The 14,314-nt window shown below is 61.6% G+C and carries 17 protein-coding genes and 1 tRNA gene; 5 read left to right on the top strand and 13 right to left on the bottom strand.

The features are described from left to right. Positions 1 to 7: 7 nt before the first annotated feature. Positions 8 to 721 carry a DNA helicase gene (locus AOQ71_RS23325; RefSeq protein WP_057751568.1) on the bottom strand — a complete coding sequence of 238 codons (714 nt, stop codon included), beginning with the start codon at positions 719 to 721 and terminating at the stop codon, positions 8 to 10. Between the two features lie 200 nt (positions 722 to 921). Further along, positions 922 to 1,671: a lipoyl(octanoyl) transferase LipB gene (lipB, locus tag AOQ71_RS23320; protein WP_057751566.1), complete on the bottom strand. Its 750-nt coding sequence runs from the start codon at positions 1,669 to 1,671 to the stop codon at positions 922 to 924. An 82-nt stretch (positions 1,672 to 1,753) separates the two neighbouring features. On the opposite strand from lipB, the gene AOQ71_RS23315 reads away from it, so the two are divergent. Beyond that, a complete protein-coding gene (locus AOQ71_RS23315; RefSeq protein ID WP_057751563.1) occupies positions 1,754 to 1,996 on the top strand; it encodes a FliM/FliN family flagellar motor switch protein in 243 nt (80 codons plus the stop codon). A 171-nt stretch (positions 1,997 to 2,167) separates the two neighbouring features. After that, positions 2,168 to 2,252 (top strand) — tRNA-Leu (locus AOQ71_RS23310). A gap of 23 nt (positions 2,253 to 2,275) precedes the next feature. On the opposite strand, the gene AOQ71_RS23305 is transcribed toward AOQ71_RS23310, so the two are convergent. The 9 genes from AOQ71_RS23305 to AOQ71_RS23270 form a co-directional block, all read right to left on the bottom strand. Further along, positions 2,276 to 2,656 (bottom strand): site-specific integrase, encoded by a 381-nt coding sequence (locus AOQ71_RS23305; protein WP_057751561.1) that lies wholly within the window; start codon positions 2,654 to 2,656, stop codon positions 2,276 to 2,278. Positions 2,657 to 2,676: 20 nt separating this feature from the next. Continuing rightward, positions 2,677 to 3,426 carry a hypothetical protein gene (locus tag AOQ71_RS23300; RefSeq protein WP_057751559.1) on the bottom strand — a complete coding sequence of 250 codons (750 nt, stop codon included), beginning with the start codon at positions 3,424 to 3,426 and terminating at the stop codon, positions 2,677 to 2,679. Positions 3,427 to 3,491: 65 nt separating this feature from the next. Next, entirely contained in the window at positions 3,492 to 3,707 is a 216-nt protein-coding gene (locus AOQ71_RS23295; RefSeq protein WP_057751556.1) for a hypothetical protein, read from the bottom strand. 28 nt (positions 3,708 to 3,735) lie between these two features. Then, positions 3,736 to 3,909: a hypothetical protein gene (locus AOQ71_RS45315; RefSeq protein ID WP_157083632.1), complete on the bottom strand. Its 174-nt coding sequence runs from the start codon at positions 3,907 to 3,909 to the stop codon at positions 3,736 to 3,738. A gap of 261 nt (positions 3,910 to 4,170) precedes the next feature. Continuing rightward, complete coding sequence (locus AOQ71_RS23290; RefSeq protein ID WP_057751554.1) at positions 4,171 to 5,208, bottom strand: hypothetical protein; 1,038 nt, start codon at positions 5,206 to 5,208, stop codon at positions 4,171 to 4,173. Between the two features lie 25 nt (positions 5,209 to 5,233). Further along, complete coding sequence (locus AOQ71_RS23285) at positions 5,234 to 5,470, bottom strand: hypothetical protein (protein ID WP_057751552.1); 237 nt, start codon at positions 5,468 to 5,470, stop codon at positions 5,234 to 5,236. A gap of 72 nt (positions 5,471 to 5,542) precedes the next feature. Next, complete coding sequence (locus tag AOQ71_RS23280; protein ID WP_057751550.1) at positions 5,543 to 5,785, bottom strand: hypothetical protein; 243 nt, start codon at positions 5,783 to 5,785, stop codon at positions 5,543 to 5,545. Continuing rightward, entirely contained in the window at positions 5,782 to 5,964 is a 183-nt protein-coding gene (locus tag AOQ71_RS23275) for a hypothetical protein (protein WP_057751548.1), read from the bottom strand. Before AOQ71_RS23275 ends, AOQ71_RS23280 begins: the two co-directional genes overlap by 4 nt. Positions 5,965 to 5,979: 15 nt before the next feature. After that, complete coding sequence (locus AOQ71_RS23270) at positions 5,980 to 6,618, bottom strand: hypothetical protein (RefSeq protein WP_430648646.1); 639 nt, start codon at positions 6,616 to 6,618, stop codon at positions 5,980 to 5,982. Here AOQ71_RS23270 and AOQ71_RS23265 point away from each other — a divergent pair. Further along, a complete protein-coding gene (locus AOQ71_RS23265) occupies positions 6,573 to 7,325 on the top strand; it encodes a DMT family transporter (RefSeq protein WP_205668258.1) in 753 nt (250 codons plus the stop codon). The two genes, AOQ71_RS23270 and AOQ71_RS23265, sit on opposite strands and share 46 nt — an antisense overlap. Before the next feature lie 105 nt (positions 7,326 to 7,430). On the opposite strand, the gene AOQ71_RS23260 is transcribed toward AOQ71_RS23265, so the two are convergent. Both AOQ71_RS23260 and AOQ71_RS23255 read right to left on the bottom strand, forming a co-directional pair. After that, a complete protein-coding gene (locus AOQ71_RS23260) occupies positions 7,431 to 8,864 on the bottom strand; it encodes an IS1182 family transposase (protein ID WP_057751541.1) in 1,434 nt (477 codons plus the stop codon). 196 nt (positions 8,865 to 9,060) lie between these two features. Beyond that, a complete protein-coding gene (locus tag AOQ71_RS23255) occupies positions 9,061 to 11,022 on the bottom strand; it encodes a TonB-dependent receptor (protein ID WP_430648645.1) in 1,962 nt (653 codons plus the stop codon). Positions 11,023 to 11,663: 641 nt separating this feature from the next. Here AOQ71_RS23255 and AOQ71_RS50365 point away from each other — a divergent pair. Together AOQ71_RS50365 and AOQ71_RS23245 are read left to right on the top strand one after the other, a co-directional pair. Then, a complete protein-coding gene (locus AOQ71_RS50365) occupies positions 11,664 to 12,047 on the top strand; it encodes a DUF2946 family protein (protein WP_430648644.1) in 384 nt (127 codons plus the stop codon). 102 nt (positions 12,048 to 12,149) lie between these two features. After that, entirely contained in the window at positions 12,150 to 14,312 is a 2,163-nt protein-coding gene (locus tag AOQ71_RS23245; RefSeq protein ID WP_083514430.1) for a TonB-dependent receptor family protein, read from the top strand. The last annotated feature ends 2 nt before the right edge of the window (positions 14,313 to 14,314 follow it).

The following is a 14,314-nucleotide window of genomic DNA, read 5'->3' as shown; positions in this document are numbered from 1 at the left end:
TCGCCGGTCAGCTTGCGGCCCGGAACTCGATCTCGGAATTGTTGATGAAGCAGGTCTTGTCGAACAGCTTCAGGTCGAGCGGGTTCGGCAGCCTGACGTCGCTGATGTCAGGGCAGGGCTTGACCATCGGGTCGTAGGAGCGGTCGATCTGCGAGATGAAGATGACGATCAGCCCCTTGTCGCGCGCGAAGGATTTCAGCGCACGCACCTGAACGGTGAGGTCAGGGTTTTCGCGCCGCTGATCGAGCAGTTGCAGATAGTCGATGACCACGACCGTGCCGCGCGGCGCTGTGGCCATCTGCTTGACGACATGGTCGGCGCTGATGGCGTCGGAGCAATCGACCTCGAACAGCTTGTCGAACTGCACAGGCTCCACGCCGATCGCACGCAGGCGATCGAGCACGTCTTTCTCGGTGTATTCGAGCGAGAAGAACGCGGCGCGGTGGCCTGATTTCATCGCCTCCACGGCGAGCTCGAGGCTCATCAGCGTCTTGCCTTGACCGGGCCGCGCCCCCACCAGCACGAGGTCGCCCGGCTGGACCTGCGGAAACAGCCTGATGGCCGGCGTTGTCGCCGCAGCCTTCGCCGCGAGCAAGCTCCAGGCGGAAAACCCTTCCGTCGTGGCGATGCGGTCGAGCGCGTCGTGGAGCGGGATGCCTTGCTCGCGGGACAGGCGCTTTGCTTTGCGCTTGAGATGATAGATCGGCGCAGACAATTTCATCGTCAGAACCTCCTGATGCGAGCAGAAAGCGCAATCCCTCCTTATGCCCGATGCTCGAACAGTCGGTCCGATGGCTTAGTCGCCCGGCATGATCTCTACTTTCCCGGCGGAGGGCGGAGGCGTGGGCGGCACCTGATGCAAGCGTAACTGATTCCGCGCGCGTGGAGAACGTGCAGCAGCTCATCGCCAACAGGAATGCATCAGGCCGCGGCTTCCGGCAGCAGCGCGCGGGTCGGCCCGAACAGTTCTTCAAACGACTGTCGCAACGCGACGTCGACATCTGCCATGGTCACGAGCTGGCCGAGATCGACCAGCGAGGTGACGCCGTAGCGAGCGTCAGTGACGCCGCAGGGGACGATGCCCGCAAAGTGCTCCAGCTCCGGCTCGACATTGATGGCGATGCCGTGGAACGAGACCCAGCGCTTCAGCCGCACGCCGATCGCCGCGATCTTGTCCTCGTGCTCCGCCCCTTTGTCCGGGCGCTTCACCCAGACGCCGACCCGGTCCTCGCGCCGCTCGCCGCGCACGTTGAAGGCGGCGAGCGTCTTCAGGATCAGCTCTTCGAGGCTCGCGACATAGGCCCGGACATCAGGTCGGCGGCGCTTGAGGTCGAGCATGATGTAGGCCACGCGCTGGCCGGGGCCGTGATAGGTCAGCTGGCCGCCGCGCCCGGTCGCGAAGGTCGGGAAGCAGGAATCGAGCAGGTCGGTCGCCTTGCCTGATGTGCCTGACGTGTAGAGCGGGGGGTGTTCGAGCAGCCAGACCAGCTCCGGCGCCTCGCCGGCCGCAATCGCGGCGACGCGGGCCTCCATGGCGGCCACCGCATCCGGATAGGGCACGGGGCTGTCCGAGATTCGCCACTCGACGGGCTCGCCGCCGGCGGCGGAAAACGACGTCAAATCGAGCTCTTGGCGCTTGTTCTGGCGGGGGTTTTGCGACGAATTAACCATTGGCTAACCATAACGTGGTGATCATCTCGGGAGCAAATGCCAAGTCCCTAAGTGTCGTTCTCCAGTTGCGGCGGTCCTGACAGTGCCCACACTCGATAAAGTCACCGTGGATCTCATGGTCGTCCTCGGGACGACCACCATGCCGATCCATCAAGTATTACGTCTTTCCCGCGGCGCCATCATCGAGCTGGACGCAACTGAGGCCGACGAGGTCAAGGTTCTCGCCAATAATCTGCCTGTAGCTTCCGGCGTCGTGCTGGTCGATCGCAACAGGATCGCGGTCGAGGTCAAGCAGATGCTGCCGCGGACGCCCGGGAGCCGATAGCGGCCGGGGCACGCATTCGCAGCCGGATAGGGCCGATCCGGGCGGGGATAGGACTTTCCTGCCAGGCCTGTGGAATTCCCCGCCTTTGCAGGCTTGTATCCCCCTGATGGATTTGTTAGATCGGCGGCCGCTGATCCGGCCAGCCTCAAGACCTCAGGCCGGTATCTCCTAGCGCTCGTGGCGGAACTGGTAGACGCGCTGCCTTGAGGTGGCAGTGGGTAACACCGTGGGGGTTCGAGTCCCTCCGAGCGCACCACCCCCACTTTTCGCGTTGAAATCTCAAGCGAATTTCAACTTGTTACTCAGAATTGTTACTCGTTCGTTCTCGGGCGGACGGCGCCCGATGTTCGCTTTCTGGTCTTGTTGGAACAACTTCGCCATACCGCTCTGGGCGAGCAGCGCGCGGTTAGCTTGTGCGATGTAGTGCGCGGCCATTTTCGGATCGGTCCAGCCGAAGCAAGCCATCATCTGGCTCTCCGTCATGCCGGAATAGGCTGCGTCCTCCGCGCGAGCTTTGCGCACGCCGTGGCAGTTCTTCTTCGCCTGATTGATGCCGGCCTGGATCGCGTAGGTCTTGAACTTCGCCGCCCAACCCTCTTTGTCCATCGGCACGATCTTGCCGCCGACACGCTTGCCGGTGAGCACCTCCTCGCCGATCACAGTGTCATTGATGGCTGTGATCAGGTCGGGTGGATCGGCATCTCGACGAGGGTCGTGTACCCGCTCTTCTCAGTCGTGATCTTGAGCATCCCGCGGCGCAGGTGCTGCGGGCCGAGCCGATGCACGTCACCACGTCGCAGGTGGGTACAGCGCAGTTGCTCGAACATCAGCCGCGCCTCGGTGCCTACCGGCCAGAAGCTCATGTAGCGGTCCATGTCCTCCTCGGTCCACGGCACCCAGCCCCCGGTCTGTTTGCTCGCACGCGACTTGCCGGACTTGACGCCAAGGGTCGGATCCTCGTGCGCCCTGATGTGCCCAACCTCGATCATCCAGTTGATCATGCCCCGGAGCGTAGAAAGCAGGTTACCGCCGTTGCTGGGTGTGCGGACATTCAACTCGGCGCGGATTGCCTGCCCGGTGAGCGCCTTGAATGGAAGCTCCCCGCTGGCGAGCAGGAGAGGCTCTATGAGCAGCACGCGCTGGTGGCGCGTTTCGGGGGCGAGCCCCTTCTTGCCCTCTGTGAGGTTGCCGAGCCAGTTGCTGGATTGTTTGTAATGGGTCCAGTACCACCGCAAGGTTCCGGCCTTGGGTTCGGTCCCCGGCAGTTCCATCCGCGGCGCTTTCGGCAATCGCTTTGCGTCTGCGTTCTGCGTGCCATCGCCATAGAGCGCGATCTGCCTGTCGACTGCGCGGGCGACGTGTCGATCGAACTCCTCTGTGCCGTACTCCTCTTTGATCCTGATCTTCGGAATGTTGTCGCGGACCTGCACATAGAAACGCAGCTGGCCGTGGCGCGAGACGTCCTGCTTGAGATGGATGCGCGGGTCGATGACCTTTACCTCGGGGGTAACCCTGTTAGGCGCGGCTGCCCGCCGAGCCCGCTGACGGCAGCATCATAGGCGTCGTCGAACGCTGGCGTGCCGTACTTCTCGCGGACAGCGATCTTCCGGCCTTTGCGATCGACGCGCACGTACCAACGCCGCTTGGTGCGGTCCCAGGAAAGATACATCCGCGCATCATCCGGCGCGCGGGCTCCTTCGGGTAGTTCCATTTAGACCTCCTTGGGTGGGTGTGAGCTACTAAAGCTTTTTCGGATTGGACAGAATCCACTCCGGTTCGGCGTTTGCACTCTTGAGGGAAATGCGGATCGCTCCCTCGGCGTCGACGATGACTTCGCCAGCGCCAGCTTCCTTTGCTGCGCGGAGCGCGCGAGCAATATCAGCCTGTGTGACTTTGGCAGGGCGGCGGGGCACTATTCAACCCTCCAAACACGAATGCCTTTGCTGCTGGCCTTTGTACGCCAACGCGTCTGCGGAGCGTGACGCTTGCGATAACTCAAGGGCCACCTCCGATGAAGGTTGACGCAGGCCGGCGCATCGCCGTCCTGCGGCCAAACAAGCACCTTGGCGAAGTATTCTTGGGTGTGTTCCTGCATGTCTCGTTACTTTGGAAGGTAAGCGGGCGGAGAACGGGAGCCGTGGCTCCCGTCATGGATTTGCGATCTGCTGGATGCGTTAGCCGAGGAGCAGTTTGTCGAGCTCGGCGTCGAGGTTGGCCTCGAAGTCGCTGCCCGCCTCCGGGGTCGCAGTCACTTGCGACTGGACCTGCTGCACGGTCTGCACGCCCGGCTTGGGCTCAGCACCGCCGAACGCCGGCTGCGGTGCCACGACCGGCTGCGGCTGCTGCTGGGCCAAGGGCTGCGGCTGGGTCGCCTTCTGCACGAACTTCTGGACCTGCTGCTGCACGTTAGCCGGAGCCGCAACCGGCTGGATCGGCGGCCGCTCGAAGGCAGAGGCAGTTGCCGCGGCCTGCTGCACCGGAGCGGGAGCCGCCATCTCAGAACCTTCGGCCAGGATCGTGGTGACCTGCCGGCTGTCGCGCATCTCCAGCACGAGATCAGCCTCGGCGTCGGTGAGCGGGCGGATCGCACCGAACACGAACTTCGGATACGCCTCGCCGGGATCGAACGCGATGCGGGTGGCGATCGCGAAGTACTGGTAGCCCAGAGCGCTCATCTTCTCGCCATAGGCGGCGAGATCACGCAGCGAGGCCGCCGGCACGCGGAGCAGGAGCGGACCACCGAACGCCTCGTTCTTGATGTCCTCGGCCGGCGCGATGGCGAGCCGCTTGGAGTCCGAGCACGCCTTGCCCTGCTTACCCGCCGGGGTAATGCGGCTGCCCCACTGGTTCATCGGGCAGGTGGCGCAGGCGTTGTGCTGGCGCTTCTTCGAGGCCGGGTCCGGCGTGACGCCGTTCGAGGAGAAGCAATCCGGCGCTGCAGTCGAGCCCTCGACGTAACCGTTCTCGTACCAGATCTTTGAGACGTGGGCGGACGCCTTGAGGATCACCACCTCAATGCTGTTGCGGGGACCATCGCCATCGGGGCGCATCAGGGGCGTTTCCTGCCCACCCTTGCGCAGCGACCAGACCTTGCCCTTGTAGCCCATGATGCCGAAGCCGGCCTGCACGCCAGCGGAGAGATCATCGGTAACCGCCACACCCTGGAAGCGGGTCGACACCGGGCCAAAGTTCTGCGGGACGAGAGCGTTCATTTCCGTATTTCCTTCTGAGTGAGAGTTACGAGCGCCGGACACCGGCAACGAAGGTGCTTGACCAGTTCACGCCGGGCGGCGGCGCGTTGTGCTGGTTGATGAAGTCCTCCACCGCGGTGACGTTCGCCTTGCGGTCGATCAGATCCCACGCGTTGTTCTGGATGACGTAGTCCATGAAGGCTTGAGCATCGGCGAGGGACGCCGACTTCTTCTCGCTGCGGTAGACGGTGCCGGCGTCGGTGGCGACGCTGTTCCCGTTCACGCTGTTGAGGTATCCTTGAAGGCGGGCATCATTACCTCGTTGGGTTACGTGAGGGTCTTACGGTGTGAGGGTTTAATCGAGCAGCAGCTCGTGCTCGGTGATCTCGACGAAGCAATCGAGCTTCTTGTTGTCCTGCAGGAAGCACAACACCACCTCCATGTCGATCTCGGTGATCACGGGCTTGATGCCGAGGTCGTTGAGGATGACGTTGGTGCAGGCGATCGCTTCCTTCGCAGCGCGCCGCCGCGTCTTGCATACGTAGATCCTCCGACCGGGAACGGCGTGGTGTTCGGCGATGACGAGATAGACCTTCATGAGTGCGCGCCCTCGACGAACTGCTTGGCTGCCGCGGCGAGCTCCTCGTCGGTCGCTCCCTGTGCGATCTTCAGCTCCAGCATCGCCGAGAGCTTCGGGATCATCAGGATCGGGATCTGCATGCCGATGATGGCGCGGCTGATGCGCTTGTTGATTTCCCATTTGGCTTGCTTCTTCATCTTTACCTCTCGGGGTTATGCAGCGAGCTGCTGCAGGGCGTGGGTGCCCCATTGTTCCGCCATCGCCGAGGCAAAGCCGGGGAAGAACTTCGACCGCTCGCGCCAGCGATCGGCGCTCGGACCGAGCTGATGGATGCGCTGCGCGCGGCCGGCGACGATGTTGGTGGGCTCCAGCTTCGGCAGCCCCTTCAGCCAGAAGCAGGTGCGCTTGCACTCTCCGTGGCCGAACTGCCAAGGCTGAACTGACTGGGCGAACTCCTCGTAGTTCCGGATGCGCTGCTTGGCGTGGCCGTGCATCACCGGGTTCTCGATGCAGATGCGCGGGATGCCGTGTTCCATGTCGGCGTTCCAGAACGCGGAGAACAGATCCGCGGCCTTGTCGAGCTCGTCCCACATGAAGGCCAGCCGCTGCTCGCGGTTCATCCGCGCATAGGCCGCCACCTCGCGGATTGAATAGTGCGCGGTCGAGAGCTTGGTGGGCGGCTCGTGCAGCCAGCGCACGCCTGAGAGGCAGAGCCTTGTGCAAGGCGGATGGGCGACCATGAGCAGGTCCCAGCCCCAATGCAGGATGGTGCGGGCATCGCCCGTAATGTGCTTGTTGCTGGGGTATCGGGATTGCTTGTGTGTTGCCGACCGCGTTTTTTCTACGCTCAAAGTTTCCGCCCCGGCAGGACCTGCTTTCAATCGCAATTCTCGGCTTTTGCTTTTTCGGCGTTTTCTTCGTGCTTTATAACGTGGCTGTTGGCTTCACAACGGCGGCTCGGGCAAGCTTAGCTCTCTCGACACTCCCACTTCAAACTATGCTGATAGGCGCCTTACTCGGCTCCGAGCAACTCACGGCGCGGAAGACGCTAGGCGTTTGCGTAGCAGTCTTTGGCGTTGTCGCCGCCCTCGGCGCCGGTCTTTCTTCTGCGCCGATTGGAGCTTGGAAGGGAGAGCTGATCATGACTGGCGCGGTCTTGTGTATGGCGTTCTATAACGTCTTGTCTCGCCCATTCATTCAACGATCCAGTCCGCTCGGCTTTCTTGCTGTTGGAATGGGCGCCGGAGCAATTGGTCTGATAATCATCGGTGTGCTGACCGGACGGGTGGTAATCTTGACAACATTCGGCCCGCACCAATGGTGGGCAGGCATATATCTCGGGATCGGCGGCGGAGCGCTAGCCTTCATACTTTGGGTACTTGCACTTCAAAGAACGACGCCAACGCGCGTTGCGACCACGATGACGATCAATCCTATAGCGGCCGGTTTGTTGGCGGCGCACCTCATTGGTGAACCTGTGACCCCGCCCTTGATTGCGGGGCTGATCGCCGTTTTTATTGGAATTTGGATTGCGGCAACCGAAGCCAGAGCGGCTTAGCACTTCCGCTTCTGGCCCAGGCTGTGTGATAACCCTTTTGCCGACTGGTAAGTCGAGAGGCCCGGGATCGGTTTCGCGGCTAGAGTTGGCTCCGATACAAACTCCTTACGTCTGCATCGCCTCCAGCAGGGTTCGGCAACCCAAAATCGCTATTGCACGTTTCATATTGTAGGCGAGCACGTTCAGCGCCATCTCGGTCGCAACCTTGTGCTGTCTTCGCATCAGGAAGTGCGTGGCACCCATCCAGGCCTTTATGGTCCCGAAGGGATCGGCCGTCTTGCGGCGTAAGGTCATCTTGTTGGGGTCTTGGTCGAGCCGCTGCTGAACCTTCTCCAGCACGGCCTCGTGCTCCCACCGCGCGATGCGCCGCTCAGGGCCGGTCGTGCACTGAGCTTTGAGCGCGCAGCTTTGGCAGGCGGTCGTCCAGTAACGGCGCAGCATCTTACCGTCCTCTTGGCCGGTGAAGCGGTACGTCAGCCGTTCGCCAGCAGGGCAGCGATAGACGTCCTCGGCAGCAAGATAGACGAAGTCCTGCTTGCCAAAACGACCTGCGGCTTTCGCGCCTGAGGTCATCGGTTTCGGCAATGTGACCGTGATGCCGGCCTGCTCACAGGCGCGAAGCTGTTCGCTGTCATAGTAGCCGCGATCAGCAACGACCTCGAGTGTCTCGACAGCCATCTCGGCACGGGCCTGTTCGGCCATGTCGGCAAGCTGGTGGCGATCGTTGCCCACGTTGGTCACATAGTGAGCCACGATAAGATGATGCTGCGTATCAACAGCAATCTGCACGTTGTAGCCAACGATGCCGGTGTCCTTGCCACTTGTAGCCATCGAGCGTGCGTCAGGATCGGAGAGCGAGATCTGCCTGTCCTTGCTCTTCATCATTTCCGCGTTGATCGCGTTGAGCCGGACGATCTCCTCCTTGAGCTTCTCGATCTTGCCCTTCAACCGCTCAACCTTCACCTCTGGGACCGCATCCCCATGCCGATCGGCGGTTTCAAGCTGAGAGAGGTACCGGGCGACGCTCTCATCGATGCGCTCAAAACGCCTCTTCATCTTGGCCTCGGTGAAGTTCTTATCCCGTGCATTGACAGCCTTGAACTTTGATCCGTCAATGGCGACGCTCCCGGTACTGAGCAGCTCAAGCTTGCGGCACAGCGCGACGAACTCGCGACAGACCTCACGGATGGCCTTGCCATTGTCCTTGCGGAAGTCCGCGATCGTCTTGAAGTCCGGCGCCAGATGCCCGGTCAACCAGATCATCTCGATATTGCGCAGGCATTCCCGCTCCAGGCATCGGCTCGACGGAACCCGATTAAGATAGCCGTAGATGTAGAGCTTGAGCATAGTGCCCGGGTGATAGCTGGGTCGGCCCGTGTCGAATGGCTGGACTCCGATGAACCCGAGCTTGTCGAGATCGAGACCATCGACGAACACGTCGACCGCTCGCACCGGGTTGTCCTCTGCCACATAGTCATCGAGCGATGCCGGAAACAATGTGCTCTGGCCGCGATCCAATCCTTCAACAAAGCGCTTCATTGGATGCCCCCGCAAACGCAGGGAATCTTATCGCGCGAATCACTCCAAACAGAGCGTTTTCACACAGCCTGGGCCCGAAGGCGAAAGTCCAGGCGACGTCCCCAGTGGCCGGCACATGGAGGTAGACCGGAAGCAACCGGCCGACCCGCCTAACGGCGCTCATCACCCGAAGCTGACCAGAGCAGCGCACGGCAGATCAGAACCGCGCTGCCACTGTCAGTCGCGCCGCACGCGGCTCCGCGGGATGAACATGGCGGTCGGCGACACCGTCGATGGGCTCGCCCGGAAGTCGCGAGAGATAATAGTATTCGATCTGGTTTGTCTGCGCGTTGAAGAGATTGAGGATGTCGAGCTGCACGCGCAGGCCGTTGTCGAACCGATAGCCCGCGCGCGCATTGAAGATCAGCGACGCCAGGGACCGGACGCTGTCGTCCTCGATCAAAGGCCTAGGTCCGAAATAGCGCGCCTTCAGCGCGCCGAACCAGCCGGTCTCGTGGCCGAAGGTGATGGCGGCGCTTCCTACCCAGGCCGGTGCGCCGGGAATGCGGTCGCCCGCAGGATCGATGTCGGTGAAGCGCGCCTTGGTGTAGGCGACGTCGAGGTCGAAGGACAGCCAGGGCAGCGGCTTGTATTGGTTGACCCACTCCACGCCGACGCGGCGGCTCGGCCGGCTCGGCTCCGTCGTGCCGGCATCGCCGACGAACAGAAGCTCGGACTCGAAATCGAGGACGAACAGGGCGACCGAGCTGGTGAGGCCTTCAATCGGCTTGGTACGAAGGCCTACCTCGGCGCCGCGTGAACGCACCAGCAGCGGCACGCGGTCGAGCGGCGTCACCTTGTCGTTGGGATCCACCGTGATGGTCGCGCCCCTGATGTCGTTGCTGTGCAGGCCGTAGCCGGCATTGCCGTACAGCTCGGTCCTGAACCACGGGCCGAGCACGATGCCGGCCTTCGGGCTCATCATCGAGGCCTGCGCATTCCCTGAATTTTCCGGAGTGTCGCTCAGGACGCGCCCGGGGAAAAAGTCCTCGCGAATGCCAACCGTCGTGCGCAGCCAGTCGGTCCAGCGCGTCGTGGAATCGGCCCAGATGCCGACATTGCCCTCGCGTACGCTATCCTCTCGCACCGTCGACAACCAATTGCGCTGCTCGGTCTTGAAAAGGCCGACGCGGATGTCGTCGTAACGGCTTTGCATGCCGACGCGGGTCTGTGTCTCGAAGCCGCCGAACCGCCAGTCGAATGCGTGCCGGGCATCGAAGCCGCTGACAGTTCGTTGATCGAGCTGATTGAACTGGTCGCCATTGACGGGATTGTCCAGGAAGTAGGTGAAATTGTTGTAGAGCTGCAGGGTCGAACGAATTGCGTAGGCGCTGATCTTCGTTTGGCCGTACTCGCTCGAATGCGCAAAGTTGCCGGATAGGCTGAAGCGGGTGGAGACGCCGCCATCGGTCGGATCGAGCGAGCCAAGACGGCTGATAATGCCGTGATCGATCGCGCGCTGGGCGACCTGATCAGTCGAATTCCAGGCATTGGAATAGGCCATGCCGGTCAGCGTGAAGCCGTCCGTCGCGGTGCCCTGACCGTAGCGCAGTAGACCATTGATCTTGCGCACGTCGTCCGGCACATCCCATGGGCCGTCGTATTTTATCCCCTCGACCGCCGCGAGCAGGGTGCCTTCACCGACCGTGGTGGATCCTGCGGCCAGTCCGCGACGGTACGCAAAACTGCCGACGCTCACTTCGGCGATATTCTTCTGCAGCCTGTTGACGTAGTCGATGCCGACGGCGCCGGCTGAGCCGAAGTCGCCGACATCGGCGAAGTACGGCCCCTTTCGAACATTCACCGACTGGATCAACTCGGGAATTAGGAAGTTGATATCGGCATAGCCCTGTCCGTGCCCATGGGTCGGCATGTTGACGGGCATGCCATCCACGGTGATGGCGAGGTCGGTGCCGTGGTCGAGATTGAAGCCGCGCAGAAAGTACTGATTGGCCTTACCCTCTCCGGAGTGCTGCGTAACGATCAGGCCCGGCACGATTTCTAGCGCCTCACCGGGCCGCGTGAAGGGCACCGCATTGACCTCGGCTCCGGTGTAGCGAACCGAACTGGCGGCTGTCGGATGCAGGCCGGTAGCATCATCGGAAGATGCGGGCGTCACTCCGCTTGAGCCCCCACTTGCAGCTTCGCGTTGCTGCTCGGGCCGAGCCACGTTTCTGGTCCGCGCGCCCAGATTTGGCAGAGGCTTTTGCCGGGCGACTCGCTTCGGCGGCTTTGTATCGGCCGCGGTTATGGTCACTGGTGGGAGTTGGTTCGGCTGCTGCGCGGAGCGCTCCTGCGCTTCAGCAGGAAGGACCAGAATGGCACATGAAGCCGTGGCGGAAAATATCCGCAACCAAACCCTGCGCACCGATACGTCCCCAAACGATCATAGTCGCAGTTAACGCGAACTGCATTCCAACCCGGCTGCGCACGCTAACAGCACGAGTATATGATTCAATCGACTTATCATACTAGGGCGTCATGTACTGAAAACGGCGTCGTGGTTCTACAGATTTGGGGTGAGCACGATGTCGGCTGGTGGGCCCGAGGCCGACCTCCGGGCAGACCGCAGCTTCGTCTGCTTCCGATAGGTCAAGCGACTAGGCTGATGCGAACTGCGGGGCCAACCTTTGGCCGCCGGGTATCCCGGCGTCGTTCAACGTTGTTGGTGAGCAACACTCGCGATTGTTCGGCGAAATGGCTTGACAACAAATTGGACTCGCGCGCTCGCTGTGGTACCCCCGATGCAGGGTGGAGGCTATGGCAAAGTTCGGATTCAAGCGGCGAGTTGGCATGGGCGCTGCATTTTTTGCGGCCTACGCCCTCGTATTGAACGTTGTCCTATCCGGCCTGCTTGCCGCCAGCGTCCCCCCGGCCTTTGCCGAATCCGAGCATGTCCTCTGCATAAGCAACGGCAGCGAGCTCGCTCCGCAAAATGACACGGGAAAGAGCCGGCAGAACTCGGTCATTCACTGCCCTCTGTGCGTGGGGCACCACGTTTCGGGTGCGCTGCCGCCACCGACGCCAGCTCTTGCCCGCCGATCGTACGTCAAGTTGCGAACCGCCGTCGCCTTCGAGACGCGGCCTGTTGCGCGGCTTCGCTCGCACGATCACCAATCTCGCGGGCCTCCCTTCACGATCTGACAGCAGCGCTACGCGCCAGCATTCGTCTGTTCGATTGGGAGTTTTACCGTGACATCCAGCCTCAGGGGGCTGCGAGCCTGCGCGCTCGCCAGCGTCGCCCTTATGCTTTCTACACCCTTAAAAGCGCAATCAAGCGGGCAGAAACAGTTGCCGCCCGTGACCGTTGAAGCACCAAAGCAAAAGCGGAATGCGGCGAGCCGCCCATCCCGGGACATTGTCCGTTCGTCGCAAGCCGAGCGGGCCAGACGGGCTCCGACCGCACCGGCCCAAGCGGTCGGTGATCAAGGGGGCGCATCGCGCGCAGCGTTGGGCGTGCTCTCCGCGCAGCAGGCTCTCAAGGAGATCAACAACACACCAGGCGGCGTGGCACTCGTGCCCGCGGAGGCCTATCGAAATTCGACCGTCGCGAATACGATAAAGGACATCCTAGACTATGTTCCGGGCGTCTTCGCCCAGCCGAAATGGGGCGATGACACGCGCCTGTCGATCCGTGGTTCAGGCCTGTCGCGTAACTTCCACCTGCGCGGGATTCAGCTCTACATGGATGGCATTCCGATCAACACCTCGGACGGCTACGGCGATTTCCAGGAGATCGACCCGACGGCTTACAAATATGTCGAGGTCTATAAGGGCGGTAACGCCCTGCAGTTCGGCGCCAATTCGCTAGGCGGCGCAATAAATTTCGTGACTCCGACAGGACGTGATGCCTACCCGAACGGCGTCTCCGTGGACTTCGGCGCCTTCAATACGAAGCGGCTTCAGGCCAATGTCGGTGGGGCAAACGGTCCTTGGGACGGCTTCGTTACGGCGGCCACGCAGGCCTCCGATGGCTTTCGCGATCACAGCTTCGGATCAAGCAACAAGCTCAGCGCCAATGTTGGATACCAAATTTCGCCTGATGTCGAAACGCGCTTTTACCTGAATGCCAACGAGGTGCGCCAGCGCATCCCAGGCAGCATCGACAGAACAACGGCGCTGACGTCGCCGACGACGCCTGCGGCCATCAATGTTGCCAATGACTGGCAACGGAATATCGACACGGTGCGGGTCGCTAATAAAACCACAATCCGGATCGAGGACACCAAGGTAGAGTTCGGGGCATTCGGGGTCGACCGCCATCTAATGCATCCGATCTTCCAGTGGCTCGACTATCATTACAAAGACTATGGCGGCTTCGCCAAGGTGACTGATGACCGTGTCATTGGCGACTACCGCAACCGCTTTGTGGCCGGCTTCAACATCCTCAATGGCACCATCGACGCTCAACAATTCGTCAACATCGGTGGCTTCAAAGGAGCACAGACCTCAGCCTTGCTGCAGAAGCCGGAGAATTATTCAGCTTTCGCGGAGAACTCATTGTACTTCCTGCCGAACGTCGCATTTGTAGCCGGCACCCAGTACCTGTTCGCCGTACGCGACCAGCAGGTCAATTTCTCGACCAATGGCGACGTGAATGGTCGCAGTACCTTCAGCTTGTGGAGCCCGAAGACCGGGCTGTTGTGGCAGGTCGATCCGACTTGGCAAGTGTTCGGCAACATATCGCGCAGCGCGGAGGTGCCGAGCTTCGGTGAAAGCGTCAGCCCGAACTTCCTCAACCCGGCGCTGCCGAACATTCCGTTCTTCTCGATCAAGCCGCAGACGGCGACGACGTTTGAGGTCGGTACCCGCATGCAGCGGCCTGATTATGCCTGGGAGGTCACGCTCTACCGCTCGCAAATCAACGACGAACTTCTGTGCCTGTACAGCGCGTTCGGCAACTGCAACGTCACCAATGCCAACAAGACCATCCATCAGGGTATTGAAGCGGGCGCAGGCGCGGCAATCATCCGCGACCTCTTCGTGAGCGGTCCCGCGCCAGACAAAATCTGGCTCAACGTGGCCTATACGCTGAACGACTTCCGCTTCGATAACGATCCGGTGTTCGGCAACAACATCCTCCCCGGCGCACCACGCCACTTCATCCGAGCGGAGCTCCTGTACAAGCATCCGAACGGCATCTATTTCGGGCCGAACTTCGAATGGGTGCCGCAGGCCTATTACGTCGATAGCGCCAACAAGCTCATAACATCCGCTTACGCGATATGGGGCTTTAAGGTTGGTGTCGACAATGGCGGGCCATTCACGGGTTACATTGAGGCCCGCAACATCGCCAACAAGGCCTATATCGCCAGCGCCAGCATCATCGATCGTGCGACCCCGACATCTCCGCTGTTCGAACCCGGCACGGGCAGGGCGATCTACGCCGGCGTGAGGTATCGGTGGTGAGG

The sequence above is a fragment of the Bradyrhizobium manausense genome (assembly GCF_001440035.1).
GTDB lineage: Bacteria > Pseudomonadota > Alphaproteobacteria > Rhizobiales > Xanthobacteraceae > Bradyrhizobium > Bradyrhizobium manausense.
Note: the sequence above shows the minus strand (reverse complement) of the source record. Positions and strands in the feature narration are given on the sequence as shown.

Coding starts and splice junctions, on each gene's coding strand:
- AOQ71_RS23245 (WP_083514430.1), top strand. CDS start 12,150: ATGCTTTCTACACCCTTAAAAGCGCAATCAAGCGGGCAGAAACAGTTG.
- AOQ71_RS23275 (WP_057751548.1), bottom strand. CDS start 5,964: ATGAAGAAGCAAGCCAAATGGGAAATCAACAAGCGCATCAGCCGCGCC.
- AOQ71_RS23290 (WP_057751554.1), bottom strand. CDS start 5,208: ATGAACGCTCTCGTCCCGCAGAACTTTGGCCCGGTGTCGACCCGCTTC.
- AOQ71_RS50365 (WP_430648644.1), top strand. CDS start 11,664: ATGGCAAAGTTCGGATTCAAGCGGCGAGTTGGCATGGGCGCTGCATTT.
- AOQ71_RS23295 (WP_057751556.1), bottom strand. CDS start 3,707: ATGGAACTACCCGAAGGAGCCCGCGCGCCGGATGATGCGCGGATGTAT.
- AOQ71_RS23280 (WP_057751550.1), bottom strand. CDS start 5,785: ATGAAGGTCTATCTCGTCATCGCCGAACACCACGCCGTTCCCGGTCGG.
- lipB (WP_057751566.1), bottom strand. CDS start 1,671: ATGGTTAATTCGTCGCAAAACCCCCGCCAGAACAAGCGCCAAGAGCTC.
- AOQ71_RS23260 (WP_057751541.1), bottom strand. CDS start 8,864: ATGAAGCGCTTTGTTGAAGGATTGGATCGCGGCCAGAGCACATTGTTT.
- AOQ71_RS23325 (WP_057751568.1), bottom strand. CDS start 721: ATGAAATTGTCTGCGCCGATCTATCATCTCAAGCGCAAAGCAAAGCGC.